The sequence below is a fragment of the Litoreibacter halocynthiae genome (assembly GCF_004365635.1).
Lineage (GTDB): Bacteria > Pseudomonadota > Alphaproteobacteria > Rhodobacterales > Rhodobacteraceae > Litoreibacter > Litoreibacter halocynthiae.
In genome coordinates this window covers 289,508-310,715 of the sequence record NZ_SOBH01000002.1, presented here as the reverse complement: position 1 = coordinate 310,715, position 21,208 = coordinate 289,508, and the positions used below count along the sequence as shown (strand labels likewise).

The 21,208-nt window shown below is 59.5% G+C and carries 26 protein-coding genes, 1 tRNA gene and 1 other RNA gene; 14 read left to right on the top strand and 14 right to left on the bottom strand.

Features of this window, described 5'->3' with window-relative positions; translation table 11 throughout:
• Nucleotides 1-126 precede the first annotated feature (126 nt).
• Genes ribB through nusB form a run of 3 tightly spaced genes read left to right on the top strand, consistent with a single transcriptional unit; the run spans nt 127 to nt 2,222 of the window.
• On the top strand, nt 127-1,218 hold the full coding sequence (gene ribB / locus BDE40_RS08735) for a 3,4-dihydroxy-2-butanone-4-phosphate synthase (RefSeq protein ID WP_246030396.1): 1,092 nt from the start codon (nt 127-129) through the stop codon (nt 1,216-1,218).
• Between the two features lie 3 nt (nt 1,219-1,221).
• Nucleotides 1,222-1,758, top strand: a complete 537-nt coding sequence (locus tag BDE40_RS08730; RefSeq protein ID WP_134014198.1) for a 6,7-dimethyl-8-ribityllumazine synthase — start codon at nt 1,222-1,224, stop codon at nt 1,756-1,758.
• The gene (gene nusB, locus BDE40_RS08725) at nt 1,755-2,222 is read left to right on the top strand and encodes a transcription antitermination factor NusB (protein WP_134014197.1); all 468 of its coding nucleotides are present in this window, start codon (nt 1,755-1,757) and stop codon (nt 2,220-2,222) included. The genes BDE40_RS08730 and nusB overlap by 4 nt, the downstream gene beginning before the upstream one ends.
• Here the strand turns inward: nusB and BDE40_RS08720 are convergent.
• On the bottom strand, nt 2,219-2,824 hold the full coding sequence (locus tag BDE40_RS08720) for a class I SAM-dependent methyltransferase (RefSeq protein WP_246030395.1): 606 nt from the start codon (nt 2,822-2,824) through the stop codon (nt 2,219-2,221). The two genes, nusB and BDE40_RS08720, sit on opposite strands and share 4 nt — an antisense overlap.
• A gap of 88 nt (nt 2,825-2,912) precedes the next feature.
• Here BDE40_RS08720 and BDE40_RS08715 point away from each other — a divergent pair, with 88 nt between their 5' ends.
• Nucleotides 2,913-3,797: a LysR family transcriptional regulator gene (locus tag BDE40_RS08715; protein ID WP_211342418.1), complete on the top strand. Its 885-nt coding sequence runs from the start codon at nt 2,913-2,915 to the stop codon at nt 3,795-3,797.
• Between the two features lie 114 nt (nt 3,798-3,911).
• Entirely contained in the window at nt 3,912-4,205 is a 294-nt protein-coding gene (locus BDE40_RS08710; RefSeq protein ID WP_134014195.1) for a hypothetical protein, read from the top strand.
• A 2-nt stretch (nt 4,206-4,207) separates the two neighbouring features.
• On the opposite strand, the gene ssrS is transcribed toward BDE40_RS08710, so the two are convergent.
• Nucleotides 4,208-4,365: non-coding RNA, 6S RNA (gene ssrS, locus BDE40_RS18560), on the bottom strand.
• Between the two features lie 47 nt (nt 4,366-4,412).
• Between ssrS and BDE40_RS08705 the strand changes: the two genes are divergently transcribed.
• Nucleotides 4,413-4,847, top strand: a complete 435-nt coding sequence (locus BDE40_RS08705) for a DUF1801 domain-containing protein (RefSeq protein ID WP_134014194.1) — start codon at nt 4,413-4,415, stop codon at nt 4,845-4,847.
• Nucleotides 4,848-4,849: 2 nt separating this feature from the next.
• On the opposite strand, the gene BDE40_RS08700 is transcribed toward BDE40_RS08705, so the two are convergent.
• Both BDE40_RS08700 and BDE40_RS08695 read right to left on the bottom strand, forming a co-directional pair.
• Complete coding sequence (locus BDE40_RS08700; protein WP_134014193.1) at nt 4,850-5,266, bottom strand: SRPBCC family protein; 417 nt, start codon at nt 5,264-5,266, stop codon at nt 4,850-4,852.
• Complete coding sequence (locus BDE40_RS08695; protein WP_134014192.1) at nt 5,259-5,582, bottom strand: ArsR/SmtB family transcription factor; 324 nt, start codon at nt 5,580-5,582, stop codon at nt 5,259-5,261. The genes BDE40_RS08700 and BDE40_RS08695 overlap by 8 nt, the downstream gene beginning before the upstream one ends.
• A 115-nt stretch (nt 5,583-5,697) precedes the next feature.
• On the opposite strand from BDE40_RS08695, the gene BDE40_RS08690 reads away from it, so the two are divergent.
• On the top strand, nt 5,698-6,153 hold the full coding sequence (locus BDE40_RS08690; RefSeq protein ID WP_134014191.1) for an MmcB family DNA repair protein: 456 nt from the start codon (nt 5,698-5,700) through the stop codon (nt 6,151-6,153).
• 150 nt (nt 6,154-6,303) lie between these two features.
• Here the strand turns inward: BDE40_RS08690 and BDE40_RS08685 are convergent, their stop codons facing one another.
• Complete coding sequence (locus BDE40_RS08685) at nt 6,304-6,498, bottom strand: hypothetical protein (RefSeq protein ID WP_134014190.1); 195 nt, start codon at nt 6,496-6,498, stop codon at nt 6,304-6,306.
• Nucleotides 6,495-7,229: a DUF6502 family protein gene (locus tag BDE40_RS08680; RefSeq protein ID WP_134014189.1), complete on the bottom strand. Its 735-nt coding sequence runs from the start codon at nt 7,227-7,229 to the stop codon at nt 6,495-6,497. The genes BDE40_RS08685 and BDE40_RS08680 overlap by 4 nt, the downstream gene beginning before the upstream one ends.
• Before the next feature lie 81 nt (nt 7,230-7,310).
• Here BDE40_RS08680 and BDE40_RS08675 point away from each other — a divergent pair, with 81 nt between their 5' ends.
• Nucleotides 7,311-8,597, top strand: coding sequence for a vWA domain-containing protein (locus BDE40_RS08675; RefSeq protein WP_162848061.1), 1,287 nt, complete (start codon nt 7,311-7,313; stop codon nt 8,595-8,597).
• Here BDE40_RS08675 and BDE40_RS08670 read toward each other — a convergent pair.
• Nucleotides 8,594-8,797: a DUF6324 family protein gene (locus BDE40_RS08670; RefSeq protein ID WP_121021578.1), complete on the bottom strand. Its 204-nt coding sequence runs from the start codon at nt 8,795-8,797 to the stop codon at nt 8,594-8,596. The two genes, BDE40_RS08675 and BDE40_RS08670, sit on opposite strands and share 4 nt — an antisense overlap.
• Nucleotides 8,798-8,962: 165 nt before the next feature.
• Between BDE40_RS08670 and BDE40_RS08665 the strand changes: the two genes are divergently transcribed.
• Nucleotides 8,963-9,039, top strand: a tRNA-His gene (locus BDE40_RS08665).
• A 28-nt stretch (nt 9,040-9,067) separates the two neighbouring features.
• On the opposite strand, the gene BDE40_RS08660 is transcribed toward BDE40_RS08665, so the two are convergent.
• From BDE40_RS08660 to BDE40_RS08645, 4 genes are all read right to left on the bottom strand, one after another.
• Complete coding sequence (locus tag BDE40_RS08660) at nt 9,068-9,607, bottom strand: hypothetical protein (protein WP_134014187.1); 540 nt, start codon at nt 9,605-9,607, stop codon at nt 9,068-9,070.
• Nucleotides 9,608-9,686: 79 nt separating this feature from the next.
• Nucleotides 9,687-10,532 (bottom strand): zinc metalloprotease, encoded by an 846-nt coding sequence (locus tag BDE40_RS08655; RefSeq protein WP_134014186.1) that lies wholly within the window; start codon nt 10,530-10,532, stop codon nt 9,687-9,689.
• A gap of 1 nt (nt 10,533) precedes the next feature.
• Nucleotides 10,534-12,015, bottom strand: coding sequence for a DUF4123 domain-containing protein (locus BDE40_RS08650; protein WP_134014185.1), 1,482 nt, complete (start codon nt 12,013-12,015; stop codon nt 10,534-10,536).
• 121 nt (nt 12,016-12,136) lie between these two features.
• Nucleotides 12,137-12,451, bottom strand: coding sequence for a DUF6476 family protein (locus BDE40_RS08645; protein WP_134014184.1), 315 nt, complete (start codon nt 12,449-12,451; stop codon nt 12,137-12,139).
• Here BDE40_RS08645 and BDE40_RS08640 point away from each other — a divergent pair.
• From BDE40_RS08640 to BDE40_RS08625, 4 genes are all read left to right on the top strand, one after another.
• The gene (locus tag BDE40_RS08640) at nt 12,450-13,472 is read left to right on the top strand and encodes an RluA family pseudouridine synthase (protein ID WP_134014183.1); all 1,023 of its coding nucleotides are present in this window, start codon (nt 12,450-12,452) and stop codon (nt 13,470-13,472) included. The two genes, BDE40_RS08645 and BDE40_RS08640, sit on opposite strands and share 2 nt — an antisense overlap.
• Before the next feature lie 179 nt (nt 13,473-13,651).
• Complete coding sequence (gene rpoH, locus BDE40_RS08635; RefSeq protein WP_073140237.1) at nt 13,652-14,548, top strand: RNA polymerase sigma factor RpoH; 897 nt, start codon at nt 13,652-13,654, stop codon at nt 14,546-14,548.
• Between the two features lie 111 nt (nt 14,549-14,659).
• Nucleotides 14,660-15,652, top strand: a complete 993-nt coding sequence (locus tag BDE40_RS08630) for an ankyrin repeat domain-containing protein (protein WP_134014182.1) — start codon at nt 14,660-14,662, stop codon at nt 15,650-15,652.
• An 86-nt stretch (nt 15,653-15,738) separates the two neighbouring features.
• Nucleotides 15,739-16,008: a DksA/TraR family C4-type zinc finger protein gene (locus BDE40_RS08625; protein ID WP_134014720.1), complete on the top strand. Its 270-nt coding sequence runs from the start codon at nt 15,739-15,741 to the stop codon at nt 16,006-16,008.
• 5 nt (nt 16,009-16,013) lie between these two features.
• On the opposite strand, the gene BDE40_RS08620 is transcribed toward BDE40_RS08625, so the two are convergent.
• The gene (locus BDE40_RS08620) at nt 16,014-16,367 is read right to left on the bottom strand and encodes an MmcQ/YjbR family DNA-binding protein (RefSeq protein ID WP_134014181.1); all 354 of its coding nucleotides are present in this window, start codon (nt 16,365-16,367) and stop codon (nt 16,014-16,016) included.
• A gap of 448 nt (nt 16,368-16,815) precedes the next feature.
• Between BDE40_RS08620 and BDE40_RS08615 the strand changes: the two genes are divergently transcribed.
• Nucleotides 16,816-18,306 carry a glycosyltransferase family 39 protein gene (locus BDE40_RS08615; RefSeq protein ID WP_162848060.1) on the top strand — a complete coding sequence of 497 codons (1,491 nt, stop codon included), beginning with the start codon at nt 16,816-16,818 and terminating at the stop codon, nt 18,304-18,306.
• Between the two features lie 68 nt (nt 18,307-18,374).
• Here the strand turns inward: BDE40_RS08615 and BDE40_RS08610 are convergent, their stop codons facing one another.
• Both BDE40_RS08610 and BDE40_RS08605 read right to left on the bottom strand, forming a co-directional pair.
• Nucleotides 18,375-20,207, bottom strand: coding sequence for a M3 family oligoendopeptidase (locus BDE40_RS08610; protein WP_134014179.1), 1,833 nt, complete (start codon nt 20,205-20,207; stop codon nt 18,375-18,377).
• A gap of 82 nt (nt 20,208-20,289) precedes the next feature.
• On the bottom strand, nt 20,290-21,135 hold the full coding sequence (locus tag BDE40_RS08605) for a phosphodiesterase (protein WP_246030394.1): 846 nt from the start codon (nt 21,133-21,135) through the stop codon (nt 20,290-20,292).
• Between the last annotated feature and the right edge of the window lie 73 nt (nt 21,136-21,208).

Here is a 21,208-nt window from a genome sequence, read left to right as displayed (position 1 = left end):
CCCATCACTGCTTCAAAAATACCTAAATTCCCACCTCACAGCCCCCGCGACGTCACGACATTGCCCTGCACCCTTCCCAAGCGCCGCCAAACCCTCTAATTGGCAGGCCATCAAAGGATGCTGCACATGAACGATTACGCCGACGCCATTTCCCCCATCGAGGACATTATCGAGGACGCGCGCAACGGGCGCATGTTTATCCTCGTGGATCATGAAGACCGCGAGAACGAGGGCGATCTGGTGATCCCCGCCCAAATGGCGACGCCCGAAGCGGTGAATTTCATGGCAACCCACGGCCGTGGCCTGATCTGCCTGACGCTTACGTCGGAGCGCATCGACGCGCTTGGCCTGCCGCTGATGGCCTCCTACAACTCCTCGCGCCACGAAACGGCGTTCACCATCTCGATCGAGGCGCGCGAGGGCGTGACCACCGGCATCTCCGCCCATGACCGCGCCCGCACGGTGGCCGTGGCCATCGACGCGGGCAAAGGCCCGCAGGACATCGCGACCCCCGGCCATGTCTTCCCGTTGCGTGCGCGCGATGGTGGCGTATTGGTCCGTGCAGGCCATACCGAGGCCGCCGTGGACGTGTCCCGCCTTGCGGGCCTGAACCCGTCCGGCGTGATCTGCGAGATCATGAATGAGGACGGCACCATGTCGCGCCTGCCGGATCTGATCGCCTTCGCGCAGAGCCATGCGCTCAAGATCGGCACAATCTCCGACCTGATCGCCTATCGCCGCCGCCACGACAATCTGGTCAACGAATCCGCTCAGCGCCCCGTCAAATCCGAGTTCGGCGGCGACTGGATGATGCGCGTCTTCACTGACGAAACCCAAGGCGCCGAGCATATCGTTCTCACCAAGGGCGACCTGACCACCGACGCGCCTGTGCTGACCCGCATGCACGCGCTCAATCCGGTCGAGGACGTGCTGGGCCTCGGTCCTAGCCCCGCGTCCGAAATGGCGCGGGCGATGAACACCATCGCCAAGGAAGGCCGCGGCGTCGTTGTCCTGCTGCGCGACACGCAAATGAAGATCGACCCCGAGGGCGGACAATCCCCCAACACGCTGCGTCAATACGGTCTAGGTGCGCAGATACTCGCGGCCCTTGGCCTGTCAAAGCTGGAGCTTCTGACCAATTCCCCGTCCCCCAAGGTCGTCGGTCTCGACGCCTACGGGCTGTCCATCACCGGCACACGTCCCATCGAAGGAGCCTAAAGCATGGCCACCGCAGAGCAACATCACATCATGGACACGCCCGCGTTCGACAAGCCGGTCAAGCTCGCCATTGTCGTGTCGCCTTACTACAAGGACATCGCCGACAACCTGATCGCAGGAGCCAAAGCCGAGGCCGAGAAGGCTGGTGCCACCGTGGAAATCATCAACGTCCCCGGCGCGCTGGAAATCCCGCCCGCGATCCGCATCGCCTTCCGCCAGTCTAATTTCGACGGCTTCGTCGCGCTTGGCTGCATCATTCGCGGCGAGACCACGCATTACGACACCGTCTGCAATGACAGTTCTCACGGGTTGATGTTGCTGGGCTTGCAGGGCGCAAATATCGGCAACGGCATCCTGACGGTCGAAAACCGCAAGCAGGCCGAGGTCCGCGCCGATCCGAAAGATCAAAACAAAGGTGGCGGAGCCGCCGCTGCGGCCTTGCATCTCATCGCGTTGCAGCGCAAATACGGCGCTTCCAATTCGGGTGTGGGATTCTTGCCGCGCTCAAACGATGATGATGAGAGTTTCCAGATCGCATGACCATTTCAGGTAACCAAAAACGCGCCATGCGCTCCGCCGCGCGGCTTTATGCTGTGCAGGCGCTGTTCCAGATGGAGCATAGCGACCACAGCATCGACAAGGTGCGCGCGCAGTTTGAGGACCACCGCTTCGGGGAAGTGATCGACGACAATGAAATGATCGAAGGCGACGTTGTGACCTTCCGCGCGTTGCTTGAGGGCGCAGTGGCCGAGCAGTCGACAATCGACCAGATGACCGACCGCGCGCTGGTCGCCAAATGGCCCATCGACCGCATCGACCCGACCCTGCGCGCGCTGTTCCGCGCAGCGGGTGCCGAGCTGGTTGCAGGAAAAACGCCGCCCAAGGTGATCATCGTGGAATTTGTCGACGTCGCCAAAGCCTTCTTTCCAGAAGGCAAGGAATCCAAATTCGTGAATGCGGTACTCGACCACATGGCCCGCGAAGCCCGTCCCGACGCGTTTTAGGTTTTTCGCGCCACGACATAGCGGCTACCGTAATCGGCGGCCTCGATGATCTCGTAGCCCGCATCAGTAATTGACTGTTCCAGATAGGCAGACTTGATCAGCAGCACGTCGGGAGCTTTGCCAAAGAGCTGCATCACCCAAAGCAATGGCGCGAACAACCACTTCTTGGAGCCGAGGCACGGTGTCTTGGTGATCAGTAATCCGCCTTCGCGCGTGATCTGGTGTATATGGCGCAGCGTGGTGGGTAAATTATCCACCAGATGCAGCAGGTTATAGGCCATGACCGCGTCGTAAGCCGTGCCAAGCGCGTCGCTATCCGCATCCGCTACAATGAAATCGAGGTTGCTTTGATCCGCCTCAGCCAGCTTGTCCTTGGCGATCTCAATCATCTTCGGGGACACGTCGGAGCCGGTGTAGAGCGCCACGCTCGGGGCCAACAGCAACGCGGTGGATCCGGTGCCGCAGCCCAGTTCCAACACGCGGTCCTCGTTGCGCAGGTACGAGCGCGTGCGCTCCAGTGACAGGTGATATTGCTCGGGATTACGTATCGCCATCTTGGCGTATTTCTCCGCCACGCCGTCCCAGAATTTTGCAGGTGTCATGATGTGTCTCCATTGCTTGGGAACGTCATACATATGCGTGGGTCATATAGAAATTGCCAAATTTTGGCGATCACCTATACATAAATGCATGAATTGGAACGCCATCTCCTTTGACTGGAACCATGTTCGCGCCTTTCTTGCGACTGTCGAGGAAGGCTCGCTCTCCGCCGCTGCCCGCGCCACGGGGCAGACGCAGCCCACGTTGGGCCGTCAGGTTGCCGCGCTGGAAGAGGCCATCGGCGTCACCCTGTTCGAGCGGGTCGGCCGTTCACTGACGCTGACCACATCCGGTGCGCAACTGGTCGATCATGTCCGTGCCATGGGCGAGGCCGCCAGCCGCATTTCGCTCGCCGCATCGGGCCAGTCGCAAAGCATCGAGGGTCTGGTGCGCATCAGCGCCAGCGACGTGCTCTCGGTCTACCAATTGCCGCCGGTCATCGCTCAACTGCGGGACCGCGCGCCGGGAATCGAGGTCGAAGTCGTCTCCTCCAACGCCATATCTGACCTGTTGCGTCGCGACGCCGATATCGCGCTGCGCCATATCCGTCCCGAACAGCCGGAACTGATCGCGCGCAAACTGGCGGACAGCGATGCCTACCTTTATGCGACGCCGGACTATCTGTCGCGAGTTGGTAATCCCAAGGTGGTGGACGATCTGAAAGCCGCCAATTTCATCGGCTACGGCGCGCCGGACGAGATGCTCCCGCATTTCGTCGCGATGGGCCTGCCCCTGACCCGCGACAATATCCGGTATCATTCGGATAGCGGCGTGGTGGGCTGGCACATGGTTCGTCAGGGTCTTGGTATCGGGGTAATGTCCGAGCAGGTCGCCGCCCTGACGCCAGACATTGTGCGGGTTTTGCCGGACTTGCCACCGGTCAGCTTCCCGACATGGCTGGTCAGCCATCGCGAACTGATCACCAGCAGCCGCATCCGGCTGGTCTTCGATCACTTGGCCGAAATGCTGGGCTAGCTCGGTTGCAGCCTGAACACGGCCAAAACACGCCTTCCAAAAGCACCCGACTTTGATCCGGTGCCCTAAAAGGGTGTATACTTAGAAAGTAAAGCGACTCATGGAGGTCCCACGATGCCCAAGCTCATCACATTCCTATTTCGCAACGCTCTCGGTGGCGCACTGGCGGGCGTCTTCTTCTCGGGCCTGCTGATCTGGTCGAATATCGGGGGATTGCGGCATCTGGTGCTGGAAACCGCGGACGGGCCATTGGCGGGTGGCATCATGACGGTGTTTTTCGTGATCACCTTCGCCTCGGTCCAGATGGGCCGTGCGATCATGGGTATGGCCGATCCCGAGGATAACAACGACCTGACCCCGCCTCGCAATGGCGAGTTGGTCGCAGTTCGGGTGCATGATCGGGGATAAGTGACGGAACCACCACAACCGTGGGAGGCTTATTCCCGCAGACCTGTATGTACAGGTGGGCGCCAGGTAACTGAACCAGGGTCCAGACAGAGCCAGCTCCCGAGGAATTGCTTAAGGCAGCTGGAATGTAGCTTCCATATTACGCGTAGGGCAGAACCGTCACCTTTGCAGATAGGCCTGCTCGGATAGCAAAGCAAGGGGAAGCCCATGGCAAAAGCGGAAAACAAGACCAAACCGGAGCCTGTAGACCCCGCAGCAATGATTGCTGCTGTCGAGCATCCCCAACGTCGTGCTGATGCAGAGGTCTTGTTGCCGTTCTTTACCCGCATCACCGGCTGGCCCGCGCAAATGTGGGGACCAGCGATCGTGGGCTTCGGGCGGTATCACTACAAATACGACAGCGGGCGGGAGGGCGACTTCTTGATCACCGGCTTCAGCCCCCGCAAAAGCTATACCTCCGTCTACATCCTGCCCGGCTACCGCGATCTGTCGGAGCCATTGTCGCGATTGGGTAAGGTCAAGCACGGCAAATCCTGCCTCAATATCAACAAGCTGGCCGATATCGATATGGATGTTCTGGAAGAACTCGTGCGCGACGGCGTGGCCTATATGAAGGCCAACTACACCACCGCCGCGCGCTAGGGTTATTCTGCGTGGGCGTCCGCGCGCATCCGTCCCAGATGCTCGTCCCAGCCTTTATCAAGCGCGAGTGTCAGACCGAAAGCTTCGGCGCCTTGCGGCAGGCCTGTGTGTTCCAGTGACAGGCGAGTACCACCCGCGACATCCTCCAACGTCCATTTGACGGTGCTGGTCGCATCCCCCATCGGCGCGATGGTGAAGGTATATTCCAAATAGTCATGCGGACGGGCTTCGTTGACCTTACCCCACATCAGCTTGTCGCCGCTTTCGGTGCCAAACATCGCATAGTCCTGCCCGTCCGCCAGCGCCACCTTGGGCTTGTGGAACCAGATCGCCAGCTTGTCCGGTTCTGTCAGGTAGTCCCAAACTTCGGCCTTGGTGGCACGTAGGTATATCGATTTCTGAATGATGGTGTCAGTCATTGGATCGGTCCTTTTCTATGGCGGTTTTCAGGTCGGTAAGGCGGTCGTCCCAGAACTGCTCGAAGAAGCCGAGCCAGTCGCGCACGGGAGCGAAACCATCTGGATTCAGCGCATTCACCCGCTCGCGCCCACGGGTGCGCACGGTGATCAGGCCGCCGTCGCTCAGCACGGTCAGGTGCTTTTTGACAGCGGCGCGGGTCATGTCGAAATTGTTGCTGACCTGCGCGATGGTCATGTCGCTGTTTGCAAGCTGGCGCAGGATTGCGCGCCGGGTCGGGTCGGCAAGCGCTTTGAAGGTGGGTTGTTCGGTGATCATGGAGTGACCTCAAAAGTAGTACCGTTTGGTATCGTATAAATATGAAACCTTTTGGTATCAGGTCAAGGTAATTCTCGCCCTTGATTTTTGTTTACCTTTTGTTCACATTCTGAATATGCCTGATGACCTGACACTTCCGCTCCAACCCGGCCAGCTTTTGGCCCGTGGCGTTGCGCGCCATCTGACCTCGCACGGGTTCGCCTGCCTTGAGGAGTTTGTGCCCGAGCGCGGCAAGCGGGTTGATGTGATGGGGCTTGGCCCCAAAGGCGAGTTGTGGGTGGTGGAGTGCAAATCCTCGCGCGCGGATTTCCAATCGGACAGCAAATGGGAAGGGTATCTGGAGTGGTGCGACCGCTACTTCTGGGCGGTGGACGAGAACTTCCCGACCGACCTTTTGCCCGACGGCACCGGACTGATCATCGCGGATGCCTACGACGCGGAGATCATCCGTATGTCGCCGGAGGACAAGCTGGCGGGCGCGCGGCGCAAGGTGATCGTGCAGAAATTCGGGCGGGTTGCGGCGCTGCGGCTGAACCTGATGCGCGACCCTGATCTGAGACGGTCAAGCTAATCAAATCAAGATCCGCGTGAATTTGATTTGATTAAATTAACCCTTTGAAAACAGGTGTAAAAGCGTTCGGTGCTTTGGTCTGATCTCATTCACAAAAAGAGTTAACACGCAACGGATGGGGGTAACCCATGGGTTACCCTGTCGGGGCGCTCAATCGACCGCGCATCCCGTGCCGCCGATACCGTCATCCTCGCCCGGTACGCAGGCTTCCAGCTTTGAATTCGGAGCTCCGGCTTCGGCGACTGCTGGTTCGGCTAAGACCGGCTCGACAATAACGACCTCTTGTTCCGGCATCGCGCAAGCCGCCAATGCCAGTGCCAAAGCCGCCGTTGCAATCCGCCTCATGTTACGTCCTCGTGGTAGAAATATCCGCCTGCGCGAAACCTGACGGGCGGGACATCGGAAGGCAAGGCCTTCATCGCGGCGGCCTCTTTGTTGATCTGTTCTAACAGCGCCATTTGGCCGTTACGGAACTGCGTTTCCAAGGTCGCGACCTGCGCGGGTGACAGCGCCGCGTAATGCACCGCACGTTCAAAGAATGGCGGTGTGTCGGAGGTGATGTTGGTGGTAGCCGCGCTTAGGTGGTCGCCCATGTTGCGGGCAAGATAGGCCATCTGGTCCTCGGATCCGGCCAGAGGTTGATACGATGTTTCCAGCAAGGTGACCGTCTCGCCATCCACCGAAACGGTACCAGCGGCCAGCAACGTATCCAGCATCGTGCGCGGGTGGACGTCGCGGCGGACCTCCCATGCCAGTGCCTCGAATGACGGGGCGGGGCCGCTTTTGGGCAGGGATTTTCCTGCATAGTCGTCCTCGGTCTGCCATAGCGAGACGAGGCGCGACAGATGCGTCAGACGCGGCTCGTTCGGGTGGAAGTCGCGCAGCCGAGCCACGTCGCGGCGCTGCAATCCGGTCATCACAGACAGGCGGCTGTCGGTGGGTTTGCCATCGCAAGTTTTGTGCGCGGCCTCGACGTAATGCGCCTTCAACCGCTCCGCCAGATCGGGGAACGGCACGCCAAGCGCCACCATCAGGCGGGCGAAGGGGGCGAGGAGGGCATCGAGTACATCCAGCATATGCGCAATATGCACATTTTTCTTGACGAGAGCAAGTAAATTGACGATATGTGCAAAATACACATTAAATGGAGTGACCTCATGACCAAGTTATTTTCAGCCCCCCGTGCGGCCCTTTTGGCTGCAACATTTCTGGCCGCTTGTGACGCACCGAGCACGTATTCGGGTGACGTGTTAGAAGAGCCGATGGTCGCCGTGGAAGCGGCCCCAAGCGCGAAGGTCAGCACGACGATTGCCCCAAGACCGCTGCCGGTTCCTGTGCCGTCCCATCAAGGTGCTGCGCGACGTGGTGTGATTACAGCGGGTGACATCGACGACGCGCTGAATTTGGCGGCCTTTGCCCGCTATCAAGCTAAGTCCCGCAAGGAATTGAAGCTGCCGATGGCAAATCTGGCGACACCGGTATTGGCGCAGCTGCGCGGGGCGGATGGCAAAGTTGCCCCCGGCGTGCGGGTCACCCTGCGCAAGCCCGGTGCGGCGGAGCCGTTTTATTCGGGCTATTCCGGCGTGGACGGGATGATCTCGGTCTTTCCGGCGAGCCTTGGGGCAGGGCGTCTGCGCGATGTGGAGTTGCGTGCGATCCCTGACGGGCAAGGCGCGCCGATGGTGCAACGGCTGAGAACCGGGCAACGCGCGCAGGTGCAACTTCCGTTTAACGGGAAGTGGTCGCCGGACTTTCTGGATTTGGCCTTCGTTGTAGACACAACGGGGTCCATGGCGGACGAATTGGCGTGGTTGACCAAAGAGCTAAAGGGCCTCGTGCGTCAGGCCAAACGGGCCGCACCGGGTGTGGATATCCGCTATGGTCTGGTGGTCTATCGCGACGATGGGGATGCCTATGTGGTGAAGAATTACGGGTTCACCAAAAAGCAATCGCAGATGCAGAGTTGGCTGCGGGCGCAGTCTGCGGGCGGCGGGGGCGACTATCCCGAGGCGGCGGCGCGGGCGTTGGCGTCGGCTGCTGGCATGCAGTGGCGCAGTGGCAAGGGCGAGCGGTTGATGATCCATGTGGCTGATGCACCAGAGCACGACCACCGTGCGAAGGCCTACTTGCAAGCGGCCCGAAATGCTGCGGCGAAGGGTGTGCAGGTATTCGGGCTGGGGGCCAGTGGGGTCGGGCCGGAGGCGGAATATCTGATGCGCCAAGCGGCGGTGCAGACCGGCGGGCGGTATATGTTCCTGACCGACGACAGTGGCGTCGGCTATGGCCATATGGAGCCGACGGTGTCGTGCTACCGCGTCACCGCGCTGTCTGATCTGGTGAGCCGTGTGCTGCGTTCGGAGCTATCCGGACAGCGCATCGAAGCCGCCCCGTCCAAGGTGGTGCGCACGGTGGGCAGTTACCGCAATGGCGTTTGCGTGAACTAGCGCTTCTTGCCTTTTGAAGTCATCGCGCGGGCGCCCTGAGCGGCCGCGCGAATTTCTTCGGCGATTTCCTCGGCCTCTTCTGGGTCAAAGTCGAAGGGCAACTCGATACCGTCTGCCTCGACATAGATGCGCACCATCCCGTCGGTGGTCGGACCGATTTGCAGGTTGCCCGCAATTTCGCTTTCGCTGTTGATACCCATTGGACCCTCTTTGTCTTGGCTGGGTCTTGAGGTATCCCTGATGCGGCTGTGAGGCAAGGGGGCAGGACACGGTCGAGCAAGAGTCCGAACTTTCACTTTAAGCGGAATTAATCGCCATAGCGGTCTTGCAATCGCGCGCCCCTATGGGTAAATCCCACGAAGTGTGCCGCCTTAGCTCAGTTGGTTAGAGCACTGGTTTGTGGAACCAGGGGTCCCCCGTTCAAGCCGGGGAGGCGGTACCATCCCCCCAATTTGACAGGATGACGCTGATTACTCTTCGAGTTTCGGCGTAAGCACGATTTCGAGCGGAATAGTGAGAGGCACTTGTACCCGTGCCCCGTTGGCGCTGAAACCGGACGTGTAGGTCAGCTCGAACCGCCGCAGCCATTGGTCAGGCTCGCCCACGTCCCCGCCGTCGTAAGCAACGCCGTTGACTGCCATCTTGGCGATCGGAAGCATGTGGCTGGGAGTTCCCGGAATGACGTGTGACGCCCCCGGCGCAAGTGATACTTTTTCTTCGCGAACTTTGGCAGGATTAACAGGGGGCCGGCGAATTTTCGCCTTGTGACGGGTTGGCACCTGTCCGGCCAGCGTTTCAACCACTTCAGTCTGGGTGAAGGCCCGCTGGGCAATCGCGCCGGACGGGTAAGTCACCTCAATCGGGCTCGTGCTTTTGTTCGTTACTTGCAGCCGCGCCGCATAGGGGCGCGGATCAAAGGGCTTTCCCTGCACGATGCACAATTGTCGCGACGCAATTACCGAAAGTTCAAGCGGACCAGCTTGTTGGGTGGTCAGGGCTTCGAGTTTCATTTCGCAGGTTTCGGGCATTTTGGAATTCCCCATACAGGAGGTCATGGTCAGCAGCAAAAAAGCGGCTGCTAGGGTTGCTTTAAACGACTTTGACAACGGCGATCACTCCCTCGGAGCGGAGGATACGGTCGACTTCAATCGCGATCCAGTAATAAAGGTATTTTGGATGGGTGGTGTCGCTGTCCTGTCCCATTACGGTCGTGTTGTCGAAGGCAAATTGAGCCGGGTCATCGGGAGGGATCGCAGACGCAGACAATGTCACGGATTCGTCCGGATCACTTGCCCCCTTGTAGGTCAGCACAGGCGCGGTGTTTGTCGGGCGATCGTAGCTGTATTCATCTGGCAGGCCCAAGGTGTGGCCCAATTCGTGGATCATCGTCCATTCAATGTCGCCTGCGGTGACATAAAAAGTCATCGCGGTGCCTTCCTCCACATAGCTGCGCAACGGATCTGCGGGATCGTCAGCCGTGCCGTCGACGTCGATGGCAATATCCGGCGCGCTGGCAACCTCGTTGCTTTTGAACTTGATTTTGAGCTTTTGTTTCGGGCAACCGGGCTGCTCCACCTGAATTTTGTAGCTACCGGCCTTGGACTCCCATGTGCCAAAAGCCTTGCTGATCGCATTTTTGACTATGGTGCCATTACCAGCTTCGTCGGTTTCAGCGCCGTTGGTGTAGGACAGTTTGAATGTCTTGGTCACCGTCACGGTCCCAGTCTTTCCGCTGCGTTCAATCTTGATGTGAGCCTTGTTGTTCAAGGGCCAGCTTGGGTCATCCATCGGCGAGGAATAATAGGTGCCGTTGCCGTCGGTTGTGAAGTCGTCTTCGGCCGGGCAATCACAGCACAGGCCCGTGCCGCCGGACGAGCCGCCGGGAGGAGAGCCGGGTGGGGTACCGGATGGGGTGGTGCCAGTTGTTGCGCACATGTCAGGCGGCTCCCTTCTGGAAATCAGCAAGCATCTTGCGCCCGCGCTTCATTGCATATTCTGCGATAGCGGGCAGGGCGGGCTCTAGGGTGTCATGTTCGGCGGCCAGCTCTATTGCCCACGGAAACAGTGGGTCTTCGAAGAATGCGTGGCCCATTGTGTAAGAAAACAGCAGCACGACCCCACGCGCAGAGGGGTGCGTCACCTTGCGGGCGTCACAATCGTACTCGACACGCCGCAAAAATTCGTCAAGCCGCGCGCGGTCTTCGTCACCAAGATGTGGGGTTGCGGTCATGATCAACTGGCGCGCGGTGTCGGGATTGAAGCGTGTCCAGCCGCCTGCTTTGGTCAGGTGGCCATCCAGCTGCGTAAAGAGCTTCGCCCAGTTGCGATAGGTCACGTCCGCATCGCCCATCAGGTCTGAATGGGCGCGCAGGAAGGCGGGTTCCAAATTCGCGCGGCGGGCGCGGCCGTCCTCGACCAGTATCCTGCTAATCTCGGGCATGCGGCCCGATTTATGGAACCACCCGCCGAAATAGCTCATCATATACAGCAGGTAGACGTATTCTTCCTTGAAGGTGAACTTTAGCGCGTCGCCCTCCCTCAGGCCGTGATCCACGAGGGCATAGAGTTGTTCCTCGGAGAACGGCTTGAAGCGTGGCTCGTCCATGCGCAGCAGCCATTCGGCCAGTTCCTGCCGGAAACGGGGGCGGCGGGCGGAGGCGAAGACATGCGCATCGCGGCTCTGAAACACGAAAGCGTTCGGGCGCTCTACGGGCAATGCCTCTGGATCAGGGGCGAAGATATGAGCGGTGGCGGCGACCGAGGACAGCGTTATGATCCGATCGACCAGCGTGCCGTCATGCAGGCGGTAGAACTGCGCCATACGATCAGGCCACGCGCGGATTGCGTTGAAATAGAGCGTGGCTTGCTCGGGGTCATAAAAGCGGAAGTATTGCCATTGGGTGCGGTCGCCGTCGGGCACGCCGTCCATGCGCACTTTGGTGAATTTGCGAAAATGGGCGCACAGGTCCGCAAGGGAAGCGGTCGAGCGCAGGTAGATGCCTGCGTCTTTGGACCAATGGGTCCAAGGGCTGGGCGGATCAGTCAGCGTGAACAGGCTGCGGGTGAAGCTGTTATCTTCCTCCAGCCGGACGATCCACGGGGCGACATGGCCCAACTCTTCCTGAGCGGCGCCGACAAACAGGCATTGATGATCCAAGCCGGAGCCGATCAGAATCTCGGGCAGGTCGGTGATTTTCGCGGCGTCCAGAATGGCGAAAGTCGACATCTCGACATCGCCCACCACCCCGAAAAGGGGGGCAGCCAGCGTGTCGGGCACGGACTTGCGGTCGGTCTCTTCAGTTTGCGCGTCGAGCGGTTCCAGATCCGAAATCAGGTCAACCATGCCACTCGGTTCTGTGGCAGCGGCATGTTGGTCAGAGGCCCCGCTGGCCGCGCCAAGCTGCCAGATGTCTTCCATGGTACAATCCAAATGTTCAATTTAGTGCTTAAAATGCCCATTTAGGATGCGCCTAGATTGTAGATCTGGCAACGAATTTATCTGCCTTGCTTTCAAGGCCTTATGGTAGTGAACAGTTTATTCACGGGCGTGAATTGACGGAAATCTGCTGTGTCAGCTCGCCGCTGTCGCGGTTGAAAATCAGGATGCGGTCGTCGGCGGTGACCACTGCATACCAGTTTGGGGCCTGTGTGAAGGCGGTTGCGCGGGTCCCGTCGGGCAGCTTGATATAGGCTGGCAGGGCAAGGTCAGGAGTGCTTGCGTTCAAGCGGATGACAACCAGCGTGATCATCACTACAAGGCCCACAATCATCGTTGCGGTCAGGGTTGTTACCAGCCGCCGCAGAAACTTCAGGTTGGCGGGTTCTTCCGCCGAAAATTCGGGATCATTGTCCATGTCGCCTCAAACTATCGCGGTCGAGATCACTGACGCCCCGCCTGCGCGTCTTGATAAGGCACTGGCCCTGTTTGCGCCAGTGGAGGCGCAGCTCAGCCGTTCACGAATTGTTAAGCTGATCGAGCAAGGAGCCGTGGCACTTAATGGCACAGTCGTGACCGAGCCGAAAACCAAGGCCGCAGAGGGGCAGGTATGGACGGTCACTGTCGGTGAGGCGGTGGAGTACGACACCGTCGCCGAGGACATTCCACTGGATGTGATCTTCGAGGATAACGCGCTGATCGTGGTGAACAAGCCTGCGGGGATGGTGGTACATCCGGCCCCCGGCTCGCCTCATGGCACGCTGGTGAACGCGCTGCTGCATCACTGCGCCGACAGCCTGTCGGGGATCGGCGGGGAGAAGCGTCCGGGGATTGTGCACCGCATCGACAAGGAAACGTCGGGCCTGCTGGTGGTGGCCAAAACCGACATCGCGCATCAGGGACTGGCCAAGCAATTCGAGAAACACACGGTCGAGCGGCGCTACAACGCGCTGGTGTACGGCGTGCCGGAAGCCTCTGACCCGCGGATCAACGGCTTGCCGGGCGTCGCGTTCGAGCAGGGCAACATCCTGCGGGTGATTGCCAACCTTGCGCGCCACAAAACCGACCGCCAGCGGCAGGCTGTGGTCAAGAACGCGGGCCGTCATGCGATCACCCGCGCGCGGGTGCTGGAGCGGTTCGGGACGCCTGCGGTAGTGTCGTTACTGGAATGCTGGCTGGAAACGGGGCGCACGCACCAGATCAGGGTGCATATGGCCCATGTGGGGCATTCACTTGTGGGTGATCCGGTTTATGGCGGACGGCGGAAGCTGGCCAAAAATGCGCTTCCGGAAGCGGCTCTGGAGGCCATTCGGGAGTTTCCACGCCAAGCGCTTCATGCCGCTACACTTGGGTTTGAACACCCTGTGTCACACGAAATGTTGCGGTTTGAGGCGCCTTTGCCGCCTGATTTTGAGGCACTTTTGAAGGAATTGGGCTGATTCACTGACATTTATGTGAATACTCGTAACATACCCCTTTTGGAACCAACCCCGAGTTCCTACATTAATCCATAAGTAACCCGCACAGCGTATGTGCGCACCAAAAACTTGAGTAGGGCGAAACCTGCTCATATATTCAGTATCCGAATACGCACACCTTTTAAGGGGGGCATGACACGATGGCGAATTACACCGGACTACCGGCTCCGAGCCCGGAGCAAGGTCTGAACCGATATATGCAAGAAATCCGCAAGTTCCCGATGCTGGAACCTGAGGAAGAATACATGCTGGCCAAGCGCTGGGTGGAAGACGAAGACACTGAAGCTGCGCACAAGATGGTCACATCACACCTGCGGCTCGCCGCCAAGATCGCCATGGGCTATCGCGGCTACGGGCTGCCGGTCGCGGAAGTGATTTCCGAGGCCAATGTCGGCTTGATGCAGGCCGTAAAGAAGTTTGACCCTGAAAAGGGCTTCCGCCTCGCGACCTACGCGATGTGGTGGATCCGCGCGTCCATTCAGGAATATGTCCTGCGGTCATGGTCGATGGTCAAGCTGGGCACCACCAGCGGGCAAAAGAAGCTGTTCTTCAACCTGCGCAAGGCGAAAAACCGCATCGGCGCGCTGGAAGAGGGCGACCTGCGCCCTGAAAACGTGGCCCGCATTGCCAATGACCTGAACGTCACCGAGAAAGAAGTGATCTCGATGAACCGGCGCATGTCGGGTGGGGACGCATCGCTGAACGCGGTTGTCTCGGCCGATGGCGAAGGGGCGACGCAGTGGCAGGACTGGCTTGAAGACGAAAGTGCCGACCAAGCTGGTGACTACGAGGCCAAGGACGAGTTGGACACGCGTCGCGAATTGCTGGCCGAGGCCATGGAAGTGCTGAATGACCGTGAGAAGGACATCCTTGTCCAGCGTCGCCTGCAAGACAAGCCGATCACGCTGGAAGAGCTGTCGGGCCAGTATGACGTGTCGCGCGAGCGTATTCGTCAAATCGAGGTCCGCGCCTTCGAGAAGCTGCAAGAGCGGATGCGGGAATTGGCGGCTGAAAAGGGCCTGCTTGAAAGCGCCTAATTTTCGCCAAACTGAGATGCCAGAAGGGGCCGTGCACTGCGCGGCCCTTTTTTTATTGGCCCGCTGGAAGGGGGCTGTAAGCTTGAGGCAGATGGATCGAAAGGGGCGAACATGATGTTTTCACGCACGGCGCCCGTGGTGCTGTTTACAGCGTTTTGCCTCAGCGTGACCGGGGCCTATGTGACCGATGGCAGCCGCTCTCTTGGCCCTCCCGGGGCAATGAGCGAAGCCCAGATTCAGGCATTGGATATTTACTACACAGAAATGAGGCTGGCGCTTCAAGTCGGGGATACCGCCCGCTTTGAAGAGCTGATTTCGCACCAGATTGAAGACATGCAAACGGGAAGTGCCAGCCGTGTGCAGCCCGACCTGTTGCCGGCGCCGTTTGGTGAGCTGCGCGACCTGTTGTTCGAGGGTAGCGTGACCTCGGCCAAGGCGTTTCTGGCGCAGCATCCTGACATTGATTTGAATATACCTCAGGGGCGATACGGGGCCGTGCCGTTGATCTGGGCAATGGGCCATGCAGATTTCATGCCGGAGATGGTCAAGCTGTTGCTGGAGCACGGTGCCGACCCGCGCTTTCAAACGGCGCAGGGCTACACCATGCTGCACGCCGCCGCGTCGCCGTTCAACTATTACACCCGCGCGCAGGATGTGGACGAGATGCTGCGCCTGCTACCAGCAGACTTGGTTACGCAAGCGAACCGGATGGGGCTGACACCTCTGCATCTGGCGTTGATCGGCTCGCAAACCGCGCAAGTGGAGGGGCTGCTGGCCCATGGGGCGGACCCGAACGCGCCACCGCCCTCACATGTCGAAGCGGACTATTTGCCCGGCCAGCCGCCGCTGATGATGGCGGGAGGAAACGCCAGAATGGTCGAGGTTTTGCTGGGGGCCGGGGCTGATCCGACGGCTGTGGACCAGCGTGGTCGGGCGGTCCTTGATGTGATCGCCGAAGGGGCCATGGCGGCAGAGCGGGACTTGCAGGAACGCGTCAGCGCGAGCGCGGCGGAAGAAAGCGACCGCGCCTATGCCGCGGATTACGCCCGGGCCCGCGACATGATCCGCGCGGCGGTGGATGGGCGCTTGGCACGCGGGGGGTGAGTTGACTGGCTGCCATAGGGTTGAACGACAGCTTGGAGTCCATATCTTACGGAAGGGGTGCATTTATGGCTTTGGAGGTATGCGATATGGCGGGAGGTTGGACCAAAGACGGCGCAGTTTCCGAGCAGATCGAAGCGTCGATCAACGACGAGTTGGCACGGATGCGGACGCGCAAGGTGCCGCAGGGCGAGAGCCTGACCCATTGTGCGGATTGTGAAGAACCGATCCCTGAGGCGCGTCGGTTGGCTTTACCGGGTGTGAAGCTGTGTATCGACTGCGTGCGCGAGCGGGATGGCGCGTTCAAGGCGCGGGGCGGCATCAACCGGCGCGGATCCAAGGACAGTCAGCTGAAATAGGCGAGCTAGATGCCCAATTCCAAACGCATTTTCTTGGTGAGCTTGGCCGCGACCATGTCGTAAGAGGCGCGAATATGGGCCTCCAGTTCGGCGTCCGACAGGCCGGGGGGCTTGTAGTGCTGTATCCATTTCATGCCCCGCGACGCCAGATAAGGGGCAGGGCGCAGGCCCGGCATGTCAGGCAAAATTTCCCACGCGATATCCGAGACCTTGAAGGTGAACGCATCCGCGCCGTCCGCCCAACCGCCGACTGCGAAAAGCTTGGGACCGACCTTCCACACGTCCGAGCTTCCCCATTGCACTACATGATTGGTGGCGGGCAGGGAGGCGCAGAAGGCGTTGAACTCGTCGCGGGTCATTATGGGGCAAATCCGGTATGCTGCGGGTGCTGGGTAAATTGGTCTAATTTTCCCAGATTTACCATAGCAACATTATTGCGTGGCAATGAGGAGGTACAATCGAGCCGAAACCGATAGGCAATTTACAAGTTGGACCGCAAAGACCAGGAACTTTCACGCGACCAATGCACAAGATTTTTGTGAGGCAGCGGTGCGGCGGTCGCGGCTATTGCTGAAATAGGTCACGAGGGCGAAAGAACCGGCATGGCTGGTGCAAGAGCCGCTGCTAGCTTTGGTCGGGTTTGGTTGCTAAACAACTTGGAACGAACATTTCTCCTTTTCATTCGCGACAGTTATTAACCCTCATGACGTTTCAAAGAAGTGTGACTATCCACAAATGACATCCATTGATCCCTCCTCGCAGCGCCGTCCCTTTGAAAAAGATTTTGCGGTAATCGCTGGTAGTGCCTTGATATATATCGGCCTTTGCGCGTTGTTTTGGAAATTCGTTGCGGATGACGCATATATCGTCGGGCGATATGCGCAGAATGCAGCCGCAGGCAACGGGTTGGTCTACAATTTGGGAGAGCAGGTCTCGGCACTGACCTCGCCACTGCATGGTCTGTTAGAATCCGCTCTGGCGGTTATCGGGTTCGATCCGGTTGATAGCTATCGTATAATTGCGCCGCTTCTGGTGCTCGCAGGCTGGCTTGTTGCTTTGCGCCAAACTGGAATTCGCGCGACGGCCCTTGTTTTATTCACCGCACTTTCATTGTTTTCCCCCTTCCTCGCACTTTGGACCGTGGGAGGCTTGGAGACACCATTGCTCGTCTGTCTGAGCACAATGCTGGTGGCGCGATTGGTCCTGATCAAGCGGGCAAATCACGTGAGTGGGCGCGAGTTTATGGTGCTTGGGCTGCTGGCGGCGCTGATGTTTCTGACGCGGTATGACAGTGTTTTAGTGACCGTTCCCGTTTTGCTGGCCATTCTGATCGTTGAATACCGTCGGCCAAGCATTTGGGCGGGTGCTGCCTTTAGTCTGGCGCTGGCGTCGAGCTGGTTGCTGTTTGCGCAGCTTTATTACGGCGATATTTTTCCGACCTCCTACTATATCAAGCTGGCGATTGGTGGCCGCGCCCCGATTGACAGCCTGTCTGCGCTGCTGAACTTCGGGCTGCTGTCGGGCCTGTTTCTAATTGTGCTGTTTGTTCGGCCCACAGCGACGGACAAGCGCTTGCCGCTTTCAAAGGCAATCATGCGTGGCGCGACCTTTAGCGTCATTCTCTTTCTGCTTTACGCCAGCCGAGCGTCCGGCCAGCACATGATGTTTGGCTACAGGCTTTTTGTGCCATACCTGATGGGAGCGGCTTTGGTGCTTTCACTGACTGTGATCAATCCGCGCCCTGCTCTCTCGGCTCTGTTTGTCGGTTGGCAGGCCGCTATGGTGGCTGTCGTCACCTTCATAGGCGTAAACCCTGCGCCGCTGACGCGTCTGCCGGGGCTGGACCGGGCCTATGCTGAATACGAATTCCTGACCCCGTCGGACTTTCGTGACTGGATGGTCATGATAAAAGATGATGCCGCAGAAATTGCCGCGCACTGGGCCTCTCAGGAGCTTGATGCCCGCCCTTCCATCTACCTTCGCTCGGGTGGGATGGGATACCATCTACCGGACTTCTACGTCTTCGAAACCCTTGTTTCGTACCGACATGGTTGCGGTCTACAGGTTGCGGATTCAATTGCCGCATCCCATTACTTGCAACAACTTGGCTTCAGTCTAACGGGTAACATGGTCCAGGACCTAGGACGTGCACGTCCGGACATAGCCGATGATGCGGAACTACTTTTTGCAACAACTCTTGACTGGGACGGCCCGAGGGTCACGGGCTATCTATTCGGCTCGGAACCGACACCGCTAGATCTTAGCGCCAAACTTGATGCGGGATGCACCAGTCCGTAGCCGTTGACAAGGTTTCGGCAAGCATGGCTGCCCACCCCAAATAGAGCGGGCTCACCATTGTCGGAGTACTACCCCTCCATAGCCTCCAACTCGTCAATCATCCCCGAGATCATCGACAGGCCCTTGTCCCAGAATTTCGGGTCACTCGCATCCAGACCAAACGGGGCCAGCAGCTCTTTGTGGTGCTTCGAGCCGCCGGCTTTGAGCATGTCGAAATACTTGTCCTGAAAGTCGTCCCCGCCTTCCTCGTAGACCGCATAGAGCGCGTTTACCAAGCCGTCGCCGAAGGCGTAGGCGTAGACGTAGAAGGGCGAGTGGACGAAATGCGGGACGTAGGACCAGAAGGTCTCGTAGCCATCCATGTATTCGAACGCGGGGCCGAGGGATTCCGCCTGCACGGACATCCACAACGCGCCGATGTCGTCGGGGGTCAGCTCGCCATGGGAGCGGGCCTCGTGGAGTTTGCATTCGAAGTCGTAGAAGGCGATCTGGCGGACGACGGTGTTGATCATGTCCTCCACCTTGCCGGCCAGCAGGATTTTGCGCTCGGCTTGGGTTTTCGCTTTGGACAGCATCTTGCGGAACGTAAGCATCTCGCCAAAGACGGAGGCGGTTTCGGCCAGCGTGAGCGGGGTGGAGGACAACAACTCACCCTGACCCGCGGCCAGCACCTGATGGACGCCGTGGCCCAGCTCGTGCGCAAGGGTCATCACGTCGCGGGGTTTGCCAAGGTAGTTGAGCATCACGTAGGGATGAACATCGGCGACGGTGGGATGGGCGAAGGCGCCGGGGGCCTTGCCAGGCTTGACGCCCGCGTCGATCCAGCCGCGGTTAAAGAACGGCTCAGCGATACCGGCCATCTCGGGGGCAAAGTCGTGATAGGCCTCCATCACGGTGGCTTGCGCCTCATCCCAGCCCACCAAGCGTGGGTCTTCGAGCGGCAAGGGGGCGTTGCGGTCCCAGACCTGCATGACGTCAAGGCCCAGCCATTTGCGCTTCAACTCGTAATAGCGGTGCGACAGTTTGGGGTAGGCGGCGACGACGGCGTTGCGCAGCGCCTCGACCACCTCCGGCTCCACATGGTTGGCAAGGTGGCGGCCGGTTTGGGGCGTCGGCATGCCGCGCCAGCGGTCCTCGATCTGCTTCTCTTTCGCCAGCGTGTTGTGAACGCGGGAGAACAGCTTCACGTTCTCGCCGAAAACCCGCGACAGCTCGCGCGCACCGGCCTCGCGTTTTGCGCGGTCGGGGTCGGTGAGCAGGTTGAGGGTGCCTTCGATGCCAAGCTCTTCGCCGTCGACCTCGAATTTCAGCCCGGCGATGGTCTCGTCAAACAGCCGGTTCCATGCGGCAGCGCCTACGGCTGACTGGTCATGCAGGAACTTCTCCAGCTCGTCGGACAGCTGGTAGGGGCGCATGGCGCGCAGGCGGTCGAAAATGGGCTTGTAGCGGGCGAGGTCGGGGTCTTGCGCGAATAGCGCATCAAGTTTGTCATCAGGGATGCGGTTGATTTCAAGCGAGAAAAACACCAAAGGCGTGGAGAACGCGGTGATCTTGTCCTGCGCGTTGGCCATGAATTGGGCGCGTTCCGCGTCGGTGGTGTTTTGGTAGTAACGCAGCCCCGCGTAGGACATGATGCGGCCGGAAATCAGATCGATCTTCTCGTAGCGCAGCACACAATCTAAAAGACCCTTGGCGTCCAGATCGGCCAACTTGCCTTCGTAGTCGGCGGCAAACTCGGCGCAGGCAGCTTCCAGCCAGTCCATGTCGCGCTTGAATTCCTTGGCGTCGGGCGCGGTATAGAGGTCGCTGAGATCCCAGTCGGGCAGGTTGCCCAATCCGCCGCCGCCATCGGCCAAATCGCGAAGGGGGGTTTTGGGGGCGGGCAGGAATGGCGTGCGCATGGGAAGTCCTTTATTCGAGTTTCCCCGCAACCTATGTGCGGGGGGCAGGGGCAACAAGGCGAAGGTGATCAATTCGTGGAGATCAGGCGGAATGACCGTCCACTGTGGGCGCACCGCGCGGGGCAAGATCATCATTATGGACGATGACACCGTCATCGGTGAACAAGACGACGCCATAGCCGCCCGCCTCGTCAATGGAATGATCGCTGCCAGCGACTCCCAGATACATCGGGGTCTGATGGCAAGTACCCTTGAAGGTCGCGTAAGGGGTGCCGCGCGCACCGCCGGAGATGGTGCGATGGACGTGGCCGCATAGCAGCTGCACCACGTTGGGGAATTCTTCAATCAGGGCATGCAAGTCGTCCTCGTTGCGCAAGCGAATATCATCCATGCCGTCCAGTCCGGTCAGGAAGGGCGGGTGGTGCAGCGCCAATGTGACCGGCGCGCCGCCGGCTTTCTCAAGGGCGTTTCGCAGCCATGCTATGCGGGCTTCACACAGGATGCCGGAATGACGGGGGGTCGCATCCGCGTCGAAACTGTCGAGGCAAATCAGACGATGGCTGCCAAGCTCGACCACATGTTGGACATGGCCGGAGGTTGTTAGTGGCGCATCCGGAAATTCGGCGATAAATGTGGCGCGGTCGTCATGGTTGCCCAGCATAAGCGAGACCGGAATGTCCACGCGTGCCAGCACGTCGCGCAGTTGCGCGTATTGAGCAGGGCGCCCGTGATGGGTCAGGTCCCCAAGGATGACGATCCGTGCGGCATCCGGATGATGCTCCAATGCGTGGTCCAACACACCGGCGAGCCGCTCGGAGGGGTTTAGCCCTATGATATCTTCACCCGGTTCAACCAGGTGAGTGTCTGTCAAAACAAGGAGTTTCATCTTGGTTAAAATATTCCCGCCGGAGGCTCCGATCTGAGCCACAAACGAATCCTAGCGGGCCATTTGACAGCCCGCTAGTCCAAGTCATCCAAAAATATGATGCCGCCCGCAAAGC